The sequence below is a fragment of the Novosphingobium pokkalii genome (assembly GCF_014652855.1).
Taxonomy (GTDB): domain Bacteria; phylum Pseudomonadota; class Alphaproteobacteria; order Sphingomonadales; family Sphingomonadaceae; genus Novosphingobium; species Novosphingobium pokkalii.
Genome location: NZ_BMZP01000007.1, coordinates 194,143 through 207,159, shown reverse-complemented (window position 1 = coordinate 207,159; position 13,017 = coordinate 194,143). Strand labels below are relative to the sequence as shown.

The window sequence follows — 13,017 nt, the reverse complement described above, 5'->3', positions numbered from 1 at the left end:
CGCTTTAACGGCAGGAAGCGCAACGGGGGCCCGTAGCTCAGTGGTTAGAGCTGGCCGCTCATAACGGCTAGGTCGCGGGTTCAAATCCTGCCGGGCCTACCAAACCCTTTCCCCCGGTCGATACTTCCCCGCAATTGCGACAGCGGCGCGACAGCGCGGCGGCAATTGACGCAAGACCATCATCGTTCTGCAAAATCGGCGTCATGCCCACGCGCTAAACCGTTCCGAACGGAGGGCGCAAGGCATGGGTGATGTGATCGGGATCGAAAAGCGGCCGCGCCGCCTGGCCGTGCGCCTGGCGCGCGATGCGGCCGATCTGGCGGCGGTGCAGCATCTGCGCTGGCAGGTGTTCTTCGACGAGATGGGCGCCCGCGCCCAGGGCCTGCTCGATCAGCTCGATGCCGATCCCTATGATGCGCTGTGCGATCACCTGCTGGTGATCGACGAAGACCAGCCCGGCACGCTGGTCGCCGATGGCGCGGTGGTGGGCACCTATCGCCTGCTGCGCGAAAGCGTCGCCCGCGCCGCGCAAGGGTTCTACAGCGCCGGCGAATTCGATCTCGCTCCGCTCATGGCCGGGGAAGGCCGGGTGGGTGGCGAACTGCTCGAACTAGGCCGTTCCTGCGTACTGCCGGCGTTTCGCACCAGCGCGACGATCTCGCTGCTGTGGCGTGGCATCGCCGATTACATCGCGGCGCACGATATCGGCCTGATGTTCGGCTGCGCCTCGTTTCCCGGCATAGACCCCGATGCCCATGCCCCGGCGCTGTCGCTGCTGGCGCACACCTGCCTGGCCCCGGCCGCGCAGCGCCCGCAGGTGCGCCCCAACGCCGGTTGCGCCGTGGCGCTCGAACGCCTGCCGCGCGGCAGCTATGACGAGCGCCGCGCGATGCTGGCCCTGCCGCCGCTGATCAAGGGCTACCTGCGCTGCGGCGCCCGCTTCGGCGATGGCGCGTTCATCGATCATGCGTTCAACACCGTGGACGTCTGCGTCGTGCTCCCGGTCGAACAGATCAGCCAGCGCTATGCCACGCGCTTCAGCGTGGCAGCCTGATCCACCGTTATCGCGCACTTCCCGCTTGCGCGATCCGGGCAGCATACCTAAGGGCGGTCTCCGTGTCGGGGAGTAGCGCAGCCTGGTAGCGCATCTGCTTTGGGAGCAGAGGGTCGCAGGTTCGAATCCTGTCTCCCCGACCACTTCCCCTATTGATCACCATCCTGATGGCACGCCGGGCAAGACACGCCCGGCCGATAGCGTGGCGATTGCTGGCCGGCGGCGTCCACCGGGCGACCGCAGGGGCCGCACAGCACGTGGCTGCCGGGCGCCAGGCCATGGCCGATGGCCACCCGCTCGTCGAACACGAAGCATTCGCCCTGCCACAGGCTTTCCGCCTCGGGCACGTGTTCCAGGTAATTGAGAATGCCACCTTTCAGGTGATAGACCTGCTCCACGCCTTCGCTCTTGAGAAAGGCGGTGGACTTTTCACAGCGAATCCCGCCGGTGCAGAACATCGCCACCTTGGGCGTGCGCCCCTGGCCCAGCAGGGCCTCGCGCTGCCCACGAAACCAGGCGGGGAATTCGCGGAAGCTGCGCGTATGCGGATCGATCGCCCCGGCAAACGTGCCCACGGCCACTTCATAATCGTTGCGCGTGTCGATCACGATCGTGTCGGGATCGGCGATCAGGGCATTCCAGTCCTGCGGTTCGACATACGTCCCGACACTGGCGAGCGGATCGATCCCTTCAACTCCCATCGTCACGATCTCGCGCTTGAGGCGCACTTTCATCCGCGCAAACGGCATCGTGGCGGCGGTGGAATACTTCACGTCCAGCCCGGCGCAATGGGGCAATGCGCGCACGTGATCGAGCACGGCGGCAATGCCCTGTGCCGGGCCGGCGATGGTGCCGTTGATCCCTTCCCCGGCCAGCAGCAGCGTGCCCTTGATGCCCTGCTCCTGGCACAGCGCCAGCAGCGGCGGGCGTAGCGCCGCCGGATCGGCAAAGGGGGCAAACTGATAGAGCGCGGCAACGGTGAGAGGTTCCATGGCCCGGCCCATAACCCTTAACAGCCTGCGCTGGCTATCCCGCACTTGCCCGCCGGCGCAGCTTGTGGAACGGCACGGACCAGGAGGATGCCATGGCCGATCTGGGCGCCATCGTGCGCGACATTGCCGAGGAAATGCGCGCACTGCCCGATAAGGGCAAAGTGGCCGACTACATTCCCGCGCTGGCCGGCATCGCCCCCGATCGCTTCGGCATGGCCGCGGTCATGGCCGATGGCACCTGCCACAAGGCGGGGGACGCCGACGTCCCCTTTTCGATCCAGAGCATTTCCAAGGTCTTTGCCCTGACCATGGCGCTGGGCGCGGTGGGCGATGCGCTGTGGCAGCGTGTGGGGCGCGAACCTTCGGGCAGCGCGTTCAATTCCATCGTCCAGCTGGAAAGCGAACACGGCATCCCGCGCAATCCGTTCATCAATGCCGGGGCCATCGTGGTCAGCGATATCCTGCTCGGCCGCTATGAACCGCGCGAGGCGATCGGCGAGATGCTGCGCTTCGTGCGCGCCCTGGCTGGCGATGACAGCATCGTGGTGGACGAGGACGTCGCGCGCGGCGAGCAGGAGACCGGCTATCGCAACATGGCGCTGGCCAACTACATGCGCGCCTTCGGCAACATCCGCCATCCGGTGGAAAAGGTGCTGGGCCTCTATTTCCACCAGTGCGCCCTGGCGATGAGCTGCCGTCAGCTCGCGCTTGCTGGGCGCTATCTGATGGCGCGCGGGCAAAATCCCGATACCGGGCGCAGCGTGGTCTCGCCGCAAAGGGCACGACGCATCAACGCGCTGATGCTCACCTGCGGGCACTATGACGGATCGGGCGAATTCGCGTTCCGCACCGGCCTGCCCGGCAAATCGGGCGTGGGCGGCGGCATCCTGGCGATCGCGCCGGGGGTGGCCAGCATTGCCGTATGGGCGCCCGGCCTCAACGAGCGCGGCAATTCGCTGGCCGGCACCCTGGCGCTGGAACGCCTGGTGCAGGCCACCGGCTGGTCGGTGTTCGAGCCCGGCCTGGGCCAGGCGGTGGTTGTTTGATTACAACTCCGTCGTTGACGGAGTTGTAATGGTTCAGCGCCGGCCCGCTCCCCCACCCGGCCTCCCAACGATAGTACCCTATGGGAGGTCGGCCCCCTCAGCGAAAACGTCCCCCGGACGTTTTCGGTGCCTTCGGGACGGGAGCGGGCCGGCGCCGAACCCAAAATTCGCCATTGGCGAATTTTGGATCAGAATGAAAATCTCAGGCCAGCCGCCCCATAGTGCTCGCCGCCCTGCAAGGTCAGCTTGAACTTGGGCATGATCGGAAAGGCCGCCAGGGCATAGGCCCGCACCTTTTCATGGGCCAGGCGCGCGCCCAGGCCGAGTTCGGCGACGGCCGGAATGGTTAACGTCGCCTCGCCCTTGGCATAGACCGACGTGCTCGCCCCATCCTCGGTGGGAATGAACGCACCCACCACCGGCCGCACGGTGAACGGGCCAAACCCCATGCTGTAGCTGGCGCCCAGTTCCGCGCCCCACTCGCCATCGGCCTTGCCGCCCGTGGCTTCCACGCCCAGTCCCTTGGCCTGGGCCAGAGCCGGGCACGCCATTGCGCCCGCCAACAAAGCCACCGCCATCACGCCATGCTTCATCGCAACCCCATGCTTTCCGCCCCCGCGGTTATCCCTGCGCCAGGCACCATCAAAGCCATGGACTAGCCTTGTCAACCACTTGGCCGTGTAGCCTGCGGCATTTGCGCCGGGCAGAGGGCCTGGCTCAGAACGCCGGGATTCCGGTAATCGCCCGGCCCAGGATCAGGGCATGGATATCGTGCGTGCCTTCATAGGTGTTCACCGTTTCCAGGTTCACCATGTGGCGGATCACCTGGTATTCGCCGGAAATGCCGTTGCCGCCGTGCATGTCGCGCGCCATGCGGGCAATCTCCAGCGCCTTGCCCACGTTGTTGCGCTTGAGGATCGAGATCGCCTCGGGCGGGCAGGCGCCTTCGTCCATCATCCGCCCCAGCCGCAGAACCGCGTGCAGGCCCAGGGTGATCTCGGTCAGCATGTCGGCCAGCTTCTTCTGGTAAAGCTGCGTCGCGGCCAGCGGACGGCCGAACTGGTGCCGATCCAGCCCATATTGGCGCGCGGCGGCAAAGCAGAATTCGGCCGCGCCCATCGCCCCCCAGGCAATGCCGTAGCGCGCCCGGTTGAGGCAGCCGAACGGCCCTTTCAGCCCTTCCACGCCGGGCAGCAGCGCCTCCTCCGGCACGACCACGTCCTCCATCACGATCTGCCCGGTGACGGAGGCCCGCAGCGAAATCTTGCCAGCGATCTTTGGCGCCGAAAGCCCCTTGGTGCTCTTGTCCAGCACGAAGCCCCGGATCGCCCCGCCATGCGCGTCGCTCTTGGCCCAGATCACGAAGACATCGGCAATCGGCGCGTTGGAAATCCAGGTCTTGGTGCCGTTGAGGCGATAGCCGCCGTCGATCTTCTCGGCGCGGGTGCGCATCCCGCCCGGGTCCGATCCGGCATCGGGCTCGGTCAGGCCGAAGCAGCCGATCGCCTCGCCCCGCGCCAGCCGGGGCAGATAGCGTTCGCGTTGCGCGTCAGAGCCATAGGCATGGATCGGATGCATCACCAGGCTCGACTGCACGCTCATCATCGAGCGATAGCCGGAATCGACCCGCTCCACCTCGCGCGCCACCAGGCCATAGGCGACATAGGAGGCATCCGCCCCGCCAAAGCGTTCGGGCAGAGTCACGCCGAGCAGGCCCTGCGCGCCCATTTCGGCAAAGATCTCGGGATCGGTGGTCTCGTCGGCAAAGGCCTGGATCACGCGGGATTGCAGGCGATCCTGGGCAAAGGCGCGCGCGGCATCGCGGATCATCCGCTCCTCGCCGGTCAACTGGCTGTCCAGCCCCAGCGCATCTTCCCAATCGAACCGAACCTTGGCCACAGCCTTTGCCTCCTCCCCCCGAAGTGTCCCTATCCGGCCGTGCCCTTCCACGTCCGCCGTTCCTCGGCCGCGCGCAGCACTTCGTAGGCCAGTTGCAGCTTCTGGAATTCGGCCGCGGCCTGTTCGTCGCCGGGGCGCACGTCGGGGTGCACTTCCTTGGCGCGGGTGCGCCAGGCCTTGCGCACATCTTCGAACGCGGCATCGGGATCGAGCCCCAAGGCTTCGAGCGCGCGCAGTTCATCGCGGCTGCGGCTGCCGTCGCCCGGCCCGGCCCAGGCTTTCCACGAGGCATCGCGATAGCCTTCGTTGGTGCGCCGTTCGGCCTGCTCGCGCGCGGCGGCCTCTTCCTTGTCCAGGCCCGCGAAATAGTCCCATCCAGCGTTGTATTCGGCCGCATGCTTTTCGCAGAAATACCAGCGATCGGGGCTGTTGGGCGATTTGGGCGCCGGGCAGTTGCCAGGCTCGTTGCAGCCGGCGCGGTCGCACAGGCGCACGTTCACGGCCTCGCGCGCGCTGCCATAGCCGCGCCAACGGGGAAAGCCCCAGTCGGTGGATCGCCCTTGCCGTGCCATCGGCCCTGCCACTTTCTCCAAACGCGGACGGGGCGCCCCGCACGGCCACTGCCGCACAAGGCGCCCCCTCTAAGACGGATTCGCTCTTAACCGCCGGCGGCCCTCCGGCGCAAGCCGTCCCTTACTGGATGGTGACCGTCACCGCGCGACGGTTCTGCGCCCAGGCCGCTTCGTCCGAACCCAGCGCGATCGGGCGTTCCTTGCCATAGCTCACCGTGCTGATACGGCTGGCGTCGATACCCAGGCTGATCAGATAGTTCTTGGCAGCATTGGCGCGGCGTTCGCCCAGCGCGATGTTGTAGTCGCGCGTGCCGCGCTCGTCGCAGTGGCCTTCGATGGTCACGCGCTTGTTGGGGTAGCGCGCCAGCCACTGTGCCTGGCTTTGCAGGATCGCCTGGCTCTGCGCATCGACGTTGTAGCGGTCGGTGTCGAAATGGATGGTGTCCGACTGCACCGAAGCGACGAAATCGGCCTGGCTGCCGGCAGCCGGGCCAGTTGGCGCGGGCGGCGGCGTGGTCGTGGTGGACGAAGCCGGCGGCGGCGGCAGTTCGGCGGCCGTGCGGTTCTTCGCCGAATTCGACGAACAGGCGGCCAGCGAAATGCTGCCTGCCAGGAGGGTGACGGCAACAAGTGTGCGCTTCATGATATTCTCCTCAGGGCGGATGAGAAAGTTTTGCAGGGGCACAAAACGGTAGGGTCAGAGGGATGGCGCAGCCCGAAGGCTGCACCGGTTACGGCAAGACAGGACCCCAGGCCGGGTCGGAGGCATCGACCGGGGTATTGAGCTTGCGTTCGTTGCGGCCGGTCAGGTCGACCTGCCAGATGGAGGTATGGCCGGTGTTCTTTTCGGTGCGGAAGAACTGCACGATGCGGCCATTGGGAGACCAGGTCGGCGCCTCGTCCTGCCAGCTATTGGTCAGGAAGCGCATGTCGCCGCCGCTCGGGTTCATCACCGCCACGCGCAGGTTGCCGCAGATGCAGGTGAACGCGATCTGGTCGCCGCGCGGGCTCCATTCCGGGGTTGCGGCGCGGCCACCGAAGAAGCTGATGCGCTTCTGGTCGGTGCCGTCGGCGTTCATCACGTAGACCTGCTGGCTGCCCGAACGATCGCTTTCGAACACGATGCGCTTGCCATCGGGGCTATAGGAGCCGCCGACATTGATGCCCGGCGTGTTGGTCAGCCGCACCGGCTCGCCACCTGTGGCGGGAATGCGATAGATATCAGTATTGCCGCCGATCGCCATCGAGAACAGCAGCGACTTGCCATCGGGCGACCAGCGCGGGGCGAACGTGGGGTTGCGGCTTTGCAGCACGAGATGCTGCGTGCCGGTGCCGATGTCATAGACATAGATGCGTGGATTGCCGTTGAGATACGACAGATAGGCGATCTGCTGGTAATCGGGCGAATAGCGCGGGGTCAGCGCCGTGGCCTGGCCATTGGTGATGAAGCGGTGGTTGGCACCATCGGAATCCATGATCGCCAGTTGCTTGCGGCGGTGGTCCTTGGGGCCGGTCTCGGCGATATAGGCGATCTTGCTGTCGAAGAACGGGCTTTCGCCGGAAAGACGCGAATAGACCATGTCGGCGCACTTGTGCGCGGCGCGGCGCCAGTCGGCCGGCTGCACGACATAGCCCTGGCGCGCCAGTTCGCTGCCCAGCGCCACGTCATAGAGATAGCAGCCCACCGTCAGCCGCCCGTCGGGCGCGGCCCGCACGAAGCCCTGCACCAGCATTTCGGCCGAGCGAGCGCGCCAATTGCCGAAATTGGGGGCCGAAACTTCGGAATAGGCAATGCCGGGCAGCGCATCTGGCCCGGTCGGCTTGAACAGGCCGTTGTTCTTGAGATCGTTGTAGACCACTTGCGCCAGGCTCTTGCCCAGGGCGCCGGTGTTGCCGCCTTCGGCCGCCGTGGGCACCGGATTGTCGGTGGGGAACGCGGGGATCGCCACGCCCAGATCCTGCCAGGCGCCCTCGCCGGTTACCGAGCCGGTCAGGCCACCATCGTCGGGCGCGGCGGCGGTAGGCGCAGCCTGAGGTGCGCTGGAGGCGGGCAGCGCCTGCTGCTGCGCCAGGGCCGGGGCAGCGCCAAGGCCTGCCAGGAAAATGCCAAAAACGGCGAAGGACAAAGGCTTCATTGCGACAGCTTCCAGTCAAAGCGAAACGCCGAAACGCGCTTCCAGCTATTGTAGTATTGCGGCGGCAGATCGAACGGTGCGGCCAGTTCCACCGCGCGGATGGCCAGTTCGGCGTGGCGCCGGGCCTGGGCACGGTTGGCGTCGGTAATCCCGCTTTGCGATACCACCACCGGTTTCCCGGCCAACGACCCGTCGGGATTGAGGTTCCAGGCCACCACCGTCACCAGCTTGTCCACGTCCACGCCGGACGGGCCGAGCCAGTGCGGCTTGATCTGGCGCGAGAGTGCCATGCCGAGCGAGGCGCGCACGTCAGGTCCGGCGGTCTGCGCCGGCGGCGTGCGCGATGTGCCAGGGTTGCTGGTGCTGGGCACGCCGGCGAGGAAATCCTTGCCGATGCGGTTGCCGCCCTGTGGCGCCTTGTGCGGCGGCGTGGGCGCAGGCGTGGCCCGGCCCGGCGCGTGCTCGGCATGGCGCGGCGCTTCGGGCGCAGGCCTGGCCGGCGCGGGCTTGGCCGGAGCCGGCCTGGCAGGTGCAGGCCGGGGAGGCGCAGGCTTGGGCGGGGCCGGCTTAGGCGGCGCAGGCTGCGGCCTTGGTTCCGGGCGCGGCACGGGCCGGGGCGCCGGCTGCGGCCGGGGTGCGGGCTGCGGCGGAACGGGCTTTGGCGGCGCCGGCTTAGGGGGAGTCGGCTGGGGCGGCGCCGGTTGCGGCTTCTGCACAGGCGCGGGCGGCGCTGGCTCGGGCTCGGCGGCGGCCTGCTGCTCGCCCAGTTCCGGCGCCACGTCGGGCGCGGCCTGGGCATTGGGATCGGGCGAGGTGGCGGTATCGGCCACCTGGTCGGCAATCGTCACCACCATGCGCTCGGGCGGCGGCTTGATGCTCTTGCCCGGCGGAGACAGCGTGAGCGCGGCAATCAGCGCCGCGTGCGCCGCCACCGCCAGCCCCAGCGCCAGGGCCTCTTCCCGGTGCAGTCCGGTGGTTTGGGGATCAAGGGGATCGCGCGTCGCCATGGGGATCAGGGCTGGCTTTCCGCTGCCGGCGCCGTGGCGGCTTCCCCGCCACCTGCCGTACCATTGCTGACCAGCGAGATCTGCTTGAACCCGGCGGCGTTCAGTTCGCCCATCACGGCCATGACCCGGCCATAATCGAGAGCCTTGTCCGCGCGCAGCGTCACCAGCGGTGCCTTGCCTTCGGGCTTCTGCACGGCAGCCAGCCGCTCGCCCAGTTCGCCCGGTGCCAGTTCCTGGTCATCCAGGAACATGCGCCCCTGGCCATCCATGCTGATGGTGATCTCGTGCTTCTGCTCCTGCAACGCCTCGGCCTTGCTGTCGGGCAGGTCGATCGGCACCCCGGCGGTCAGCATCGGCGCGGTGACCATGAAGATGATCAGCAGCACCAGCATCACGTCCACCAGCGGCGTGACGTTGATTTCCGCCATCGGCGCGCCGCGTGAGCGGCGCCGGCGGCCGCCTCCGCTGCTCCCGCCCTGGCCCAGGTTCATGGCCATGGCTTACTGCTCCAGCTCGCGGCTGAGGGTGGCGTGGAACCGGTCGGCAAAGCGGAACAGGCGCGCTTCGAAGCGGTTCACGGTGTTGCTGAAGCGGTTGTAGGCAATCACCGAAGGGATCGCCGCGACCAGGCCGATCGCCGTGGCGAACAGCGCTTCGGAAATGCCCGGCGCCACCACCGCGAGCGAGGAATTGGCCTGCGCGCCGATGTTGAAGAAGCTGTCCATGATGCCCCAGACCGTGCCGAACAGGCCCACGAACGGCGCCACCGAGCCAACCGTGGCCAGGAAATTCAGGCGGCCCGACAGGCGGTCGGTCTCGGCTGCCACCGCGCTGTCCATCGCCACTTGCAGGCGCTGGCGGGTGCCTTCGCGGTCCACGTTCTTGCCGGCAGTGGAGCGGCGCCATTCGCCCAGCGCGGCGCTGACCACGCGGGCGGCGGGCACGTCGCCCTTGCCGTTGTCCTTGTGATAGGCGTCGATGTCGCGCGCGTCCCAGAACCCCTGCTCATAGCGGTCGGACCGGCGGCGCGCACCGGCCATGCGCAGGCTGAACGAAACGATGATCATCCACACCCACACGCTGGCAAGCACCAGCGCGCTCATCACGATCTGCACCACGATATCGGCATGCAGGAACAGGGCGACCGGGTTGAGGCGGGTCGGGGCGCCGGCAGTCACGCTTGCGGCGGCGGCAAGAAGGGCCAAAGTCATGGGGCTTTCTCAAGATCCTGTGCGGAGTCAATCAGGGCGGCAAAGGCATCGTGCCACGCGCGCGGCAGACGGCGCGGCCGTCCCCCTGGCGTGACAAAGGCGACGCGGACGCGCGCGGCGCAAAGAAGGATTTCTTGCCTGAACGCCTGCTGAAGCAGGGTGCAACTGGCGCCATTCAGCGCGGCAAGACGGGTTTCGACCACCACGCCATCGTCCAGCCGCGCCGGGCTGGCATAGCGCAGCGCCATGTCGGCCACGGCAAAGGCGCCCTCGCCCGCTTCGTGGGCGCGGCGCTGGTCGATGCCGATCAGGCGCAACAGGTCAGACCGTGCGCGCTCGAACCAGCGCAGGTAGTTGGCGTGATAGACCACGCCCGACAGGTCGGTGTCTTCGTAATAGACGCGCACGGCAAAGCGATGGACCTTGCCGTCGAGGCAGCCAGAGGGAATGTCCGGGCCGGTCATGGACGAAGTGTGCCTGCGTTGCGACGGAATGCCGGGATAGGTGTTACCCCATAGTGCTGCACTGCGAAAGGATTAACCAACCAGCATCGGCCCAAGCGGCGCGCCACCGAACAGGTGGACATGCAGGTGCGGCACTTCCTGCCCGCCATGGCCACCCAGGTTCGCCAGCAGGCGATAGCCCGGCTCCACGAGCCCGAGATCGCGCGCCACCTTGCCCACCGCGCGCACGAAACCGGCAATCAGCTCTGCCGGCGCATGGGCGGAAAAATCGTCCCAGCTTACATAAGACCCCTTGGGGATGACCAGCACATGCACCGGCGCCTGCGGCGCGATGTCGTGAAACGCCAGGGCGAAGGCGTCTTCGTAGACCTTCTTCAAGGGAATTTCCCCGCGCAGGATCTTCGCAAAGACGTTCTGATCGTCATAGGGCAGCGTGGCATCGATCGGCATGGGACAGGCTCCCGCAGATGGTTCGATATGGTGAAGTTTTCAGACTTGTGAAACAGCCTCAATCGCGCGGGCGCGCGGCCTTTTCCGCCAGGCCGGAAAGCCCTTCGCGGCGGTCCAGCTCGGCCAGCACGCGGGCGAACGGCACGTCCCGCGCGCCGAGCAGCACCATCAGGTGAAAGACGAGATCGGCCGCCTCGCCAACCAGTTCGTCCGCACTGCCCGAAAGCGCGGCAATGACGGTCTCCACACCCTCTTCGCCCACTTTCTGGGCGATCTTGCCCAGCCCCTTGGCATGAAGGCGCGCGACATAGCTGGCATCGGGATCGGCACTGCGGCGCGCGGCAATGGTCGCTTCCAGGCGGGCGAGGGTCGCGTTGGTCTGGTCCATGGCGGGGGCATGGAACGGCGCGGGGCATGGGTCAAGCCCCTGTCCGGTGCCCGTCCCGGTTGTGTCAGCCCCGCGCCGGCAGGCCGGCGGCGCGCAGCGCGGCATGGGCCTGGGCAATGGAATAGGTGCCGAAATGGAAGATCGACGCGGCCAGCACCGCGCTGGCATGGCCTTGCGTCACGCCCGCGACCAGGTGATCGAGCGTGCCGACGCCGCCACTGGCGATCACCGGCACGGGCACCGCATCGGCAATCGCGCGGGTCAGTTCCAGGTCATAACCGGCCTTGGTGCCATCGCCATCCATCGACGTGACGAGCAGTTCGCCCGCGCCCAGGCTGGCCAGCCGCTCGGCATGGACGAGGGCATCGATGCCGGTACCCTTGCGCCCGCCGTGGGTGAAGATTTCCCACTTGCCCGGCGCCACCCGCCGCGCATCGACCGAGCCGACCACGCATTGCGCGCCGAATTTCTCGGCAATCTCGCGCACCAGCTCGGGCCGGGCCACCGCCGCGCTGTTGACCGCAACCTTGTCCGCGCCGGCCAGCAGCAGGGCGCGCGCGTCTTCCACCGCGCGCACGCCGCCGCCCACGGTCAGCGGCATGAAGCACACTTCCGCCGTGCGGGCGACCACGTCGAGCAGCGTGCCGCGCCCCTCGTGCGTGGCGGAAATATCGAGGAAGCACAATTCGTCGGCCCCTGCCGCGTCATAGGCGCGGGCCTGCTCCACCGGATCGCCGGCATCGCGCAGGTCGACGAAGTTGACGCCCTTGACCACGCGGCCCTCGGCCACGTCGAGACAGGGAATGACACGGACACGCACGGTCATGACAGGGGCGCCTTTCGTTGCCTTGGCTTTTAGCGTTCGGCGATCTGGATCGCGGCGGCCAGATCGAGCCGCCCGTCATAGAGTGCGCGGCCGGTGATCACGCCTTCGATACCATCGGCTTCATGCACTTTCAGCATGGCAATGTCATCGATGCCCTTCACCCCGCCGCTGGCGATGACCGGCAGGCGCGTGGCCCGCGCGAGGTTGACCGTGGCTTCGATGTTGCAGCCCTTGAGCAGCCCATCGCGGCCCACGTCGGTAAACAGCAGCGAGGCAACGCCGGCATCCTCGAAGCGGCGGGCCATGTCGACGATCGACACGTCCGAGACATCGGCCCAACCGGCCGTGGCGACCATGCCGTCGCGCGCGTCCACCGCCACCACGATCCCGCCCGGATAGGCCTTGGCCATGTCCTTGACGAACTGCGGGTCTTTCAGCGCGGCCGTGCCGATCACCACGCGCGACACGCCAAGGTCGAACCAGCCGTCCACGGCCACGCGATTGCGGATGCCGCCGCCCAGTTGCACATGGCCGGGAAAGGCCTTGAGAATGCTTTCCACCGCCTGGGCATTGCGCGCTTCGCCGGCAAAGGCGCCGTCGAGATCGACCACGTGGAGATATTGCGAACCTGCCTCGGCAAACAGGCGGGCCTGGTGCGCGGGATCGTCTCCATAGACGGTGGCGCGATCCATATCGCCTTCTGCAAGGCGGACGACCTGACCTCCCTTGAGGTCAATGGCGGGAAATACGATCATGGCCGCGCGCCTAGCATCGCGCGCGGCCATGTCCAACGGGTTTTGCTCTGGCGCTGCGCGGGTGCCCTTCGACAAGCTCAGGGCGAACGGTTCGCTTACGCCCCCTCCTCTTCAGAGGAGGGGGTTGGGGGGTGGTGGATACCTCGCGCAAGGCCCGGCACCACCCCCGGCCCCTCCTCTGAAGAGGAGGGGAGAAAATGCCTGATTTCAAACCCCAT

At 67.3% G+C, this 13,017-nt stretch carries 16 protein-coding genes and 2 tRNA genes; 4 read left to right on the top strand and 14 right to left on the bottom strand.

Annotated features, from left to right (window positions below; genetic code table 11):
* Positions 1-26: 26 nt before the first annotated feature.
* The 3 genes from IE191_RS09880 (at position 27) to IE191_RS09870 (ending at position 1,197) form a co-directional block, all read left to right on the top strand.
* Positions 27-102, top strand: a tRNA-Ile gene (locus IE191_RS09880).
* 142 nt (positions 103-244) lie between these two features.
* Positions 245-1,054, top strand: coding sequence for a GNAT family N-acetyltransferase (locus tag IE191_RS09875; protein ID WP_191324192.1), 810 nt, complete (start codon positions 245-247; stop codon positions 1,052-1,054).
* A 66-nt stretch (positions 1,055-1,120) separates the two neighbouring features.
* Positions 1,121-1,197: transfer RNA gene (locus IE191_RS09870), tRNA-Pro, on the top strand.
* 6 nt (positions 1,198-1,203) lie between these two features.
* Here IE191_RS09870 and trhO read toward each other — a convergent pair.
* Entirely contained in the window at positions 1,204-2,046 is an 843-nt protein-coding gene (gene trhO / locus IE191_RS09865; protein WP_191324191.1) for an oxygen-dependent tRNA uridine(34) hydroxylase TrhO, read from the bottom strand.
* 92 nt (positions 2,047-2,138) lie between these two features.
* Between trhO and IE191_RS09860 the strand changes: the two genes are divergently transcribed.
* Positions 2,139-3,092, top strand: a complete 954-nt coding sequence (locus IE191_RS09860) for a glutaminase (protein WP_191324190.1) — start codon at positions 2,139-2,141, stop codon at positions 3,090-3,092.
* A gap of 188 nt (positions 3,093-3,280) precedes the next feature.
* On the opposite strand, the gene IE191_RS09855 is transcribed toward IE191_RS09860, so the two are convergent.
* The 13 genes from IE191_RS09855 to hisA form a co-directional block, all read right to left on the bottom strand.
* Positions 3,281-3,670, bottom strand: coding sequence for a hypothetical protein (locus IE191_RS09855; protein WP_191324189.1), 390 nt, complete (start codon positions 3,668-3,670; stop codon positions 3,281-3,283).
* A 139-nt stretch (positions 3,671-3,809) separates the two neighbouring features.
* Entirely contained in the window at positions 3,810-4,991 is a 1,182-nt protein-coding gene (locus IE191_RS09850; protein ID WP_229815227.1) for an acyl-CoA dehydrogenase, read from the bottom strand.
* Between the two features lie 29 nt (positions 4,992-5,020).
* Positions 5,021-5,563: a J domain-containing protein gene (locus tag IE191_RS09845; RefSeq protein ID WP_191324188.1), complete on the bottom strand. Its 543-nt coding sequence runs from the start codon at positions 5,561-5,563 to the stop codon at positions 5,021-5,023.
* A gap of 121 nt (positions 5,564-5,684) precedes the next feature.
* Positions 5,685-6,206 carry a peptidoglycan-associated lipoprotein Pal gene (gene pal, locus IE191_RS09840; RefSeq protein WP_191324187.1) on the bottom strand — a complete coding sequence of 174 codons (522 nt, stop codon included), beginning with the start codon at positions 6,204-6,206 and terminating at the stop codon, positions 5,685-5,687.
* A gap of 88 nt (positions 6,207-6,294) precedes the next feature.
* A complete protein-coding gene (gene tolB / locus IE191_RS09835; protein WP_191324186.1) occupies positions 6,295-7,698 on the bottom strand; it encodes a Tol-Pal system beta propeller repeat protein TolB in 1,404 nt (467 codons plus the stop codon).
* Positions 7,695-8,705, bottom strand: a complete 1,011-nt coding sequence (gene tolA / locus IE191_RS09830) for a cell envelope integrity protein TolA (RefSeq protein WP_191324185.1) — start codon at positions 8,703-8,705, stop codon at positions 7,695-7,697. Before tolA ends, tolB begins: the two co-directional genes overlap by 4 nt.
* A 5-nt stretch (positions 8,706-8,710) precedes the next feature.
* A complete protein-coding gene (tolR, locus tag IE191_RS09825) occupies positions 8,711-9,202 on the bottom strand; it encodes a protein TolR (protein WP_191324184.1) in 492 nt (163 codons plus the stop codon).
* A 3-nt stretch (positions 9,203-9,205) separates the two neighbouring features.
* A complete protein-coding gene (tolQ, locus tag IE191_RS09820) occupies positions 9,206-9,916 on the bottom strand; it encodes a protein TolQ (RefSeq protein WP_191324183.1) in 711 nt (236 codons plus the stop codon).
* The gene (ybgC, locus tag IE191_RS09815) at positions 9,913-10,380 is read right to left on the bottom strand and encodes a tol-pal system-associated acyl-CoA thioesterase (RefSeq protein ID WP_191324182.1); all 468 of its coding nucleotides are present in this window, start codon (positions 10,378-10,380) and stop codon (positions 9,913-9,915) included. The genes tolQ and ybgC overlap by 4 nt, the downstream gene beginning before the upstream one ends.
* Before the next feature lie 72 nt (positions 10,381-10,452).
* Positions 10,453-10,830, bottom strand: a complete 378-nt coding sequence (locus tag IE191_RS09810; protein ID WP_191324181.1) for a histidine triad nucleotide-binding protein — start codon at positions 10,828-10,830, stop codon at positions 10,453-10,455.
* Positions 10,831-10,888: 58 nt separating this feature from the next.
* On the bottom strand, positions 10,889-11,218 hold the full coding sequence (locus IE191_RS09805; protein WP_191324180.1) for a phosphoribosyl-ATP diphosphatase: 330 nt from the start codon (positions 11,216-11,218) through the stop codon (positions 10,889-10,891).
* A gap of 64 nt (positions 11,219-11,282) precedes the next feature.
* Entirely contained in the window at positions 11,283-12,044 is a 762-nt protein-coding gene (gene hisF / locus IE191_RS09800) for an imidazole glycerol phosphate synthase subunit HisF (protein ID WP_191324179.1), read from the bottom strand.
* 29 nt (positions 12,045-12,073) lie between these two features.
* On the bottom strand, positions 12,074-12,799 hold the full coding sequence (hisA, locus tag IE191_RS09795; protein ID WP_191324178.1) for a 1-(5-phosphoribosyl)-5-[(5-phosphoribosylamino)methylideneamino]imidazole-4-carboxamide isomerase: 726 nt from the start codon (positions 12,797-12,799) through the stop codon (positions 12,074-12,076).
* Positions 12,800-13,017 lie beyond the last annotated feature (218 nt).

Coding starts and splice junctions, on each gene's coding strand:
- IE191_RS09875 (WP_191324192.1), top strand. CDS start 245: ATGGGTGATGTGATCGGGATCGAAAAGCGGCCGCGCCGCCTGGCCGTG.
- trhO (WP_191324191.1), bottom strand. CDS start 2,046: ATGGAACCTCTCACCGTTGCCGCGCTCTATCAGTTTGCCCCCTTTGCC.
- IE191_RS09860 (WP_191324190.1), top strand. CDS start 2,139: ATGGCCGATCTGGGCGCCATCGTGCGCGACATTGCCGAGGAAATGCGC.
- IE191_RS09855 (WP_191324189.1), bottom strand. CDS start 3,670: ATGGCGGTGGCTTTGTTGGCGGGCGCAATGGCGTGCCCGGCTCTGGCC.
- IE191_RS09845 (WP_191324188.1), bottom strand. CDS start 5,563: ATGGCACGGCAAGGGCGATCCACCGACTGGGGCTTTCCCCGTTGGCGC.
- pal (WP_191324187.1), bottom strand. CDS start 6,206: ATGAAGCGCACACTTGTTGCCGTCACCCTCCTGGCAGGCAGCATTTCG.
- tolB (WP_191324186.1), bottom strand. CDS start 7,698: ATGAAGCCTTTGTCCTTCGCCGTTTTTGGCATTTTCCTGGCAGGCCTT.
- tolA (WP_191324185.1), bottom strand. CDS start 8,705: ATGGCGACGCGCGATCCCCTTGATCCCCAAACCACCGGACTGCACCGG.
- tolR (WP_191324184.1), bottom strand. CDS start 9,202: ATGGCCATGAACCTGGGCCAGGGCGGGAGCAGCGGAGGCGGCCGCCGG.
- tolQ (WP_191324183.1), bottom strand. CDS start 9,916: ATGACTTTGGCCCTTCTTGCCGCCGCCGCAAGCGTGACTGCCGGCGCC.
- ybgC (WP_191324182.1), bottom strand. CDS start 10,380: ATGACCGGCCCGGACATTCCCTCTGGCTGCCTCGACGGCAAGGTCCAT.
- IE191_RS09810 (WP_191324181.1), bottom strand. CDS start 10,830: ATGCCGATCGATGCCACGCTGCCCTATGACGATCAGAACGTCTTTGCG.
- IE191_RS09805 (WP_191324180.1), bottom strand. CDS start 11,218: ATGGACCAGACCAACGCGACCCTCGCCCGCCTGGAAGCGACCATTGCC.
- hisF (WP_191324179.1), bottom strand. CDS start 12,044: ATGACCGTGCGTGTCCGTGTCATTCCCTGTCTCGACGTGGCCGAGGGC.
- hisA (WP_191324178.1), bottom strand. CDS start 12,799: ATGATCGTATTTCCCGCCATTGACCTCAAGGGAGGTCAGGTCGTCCGC.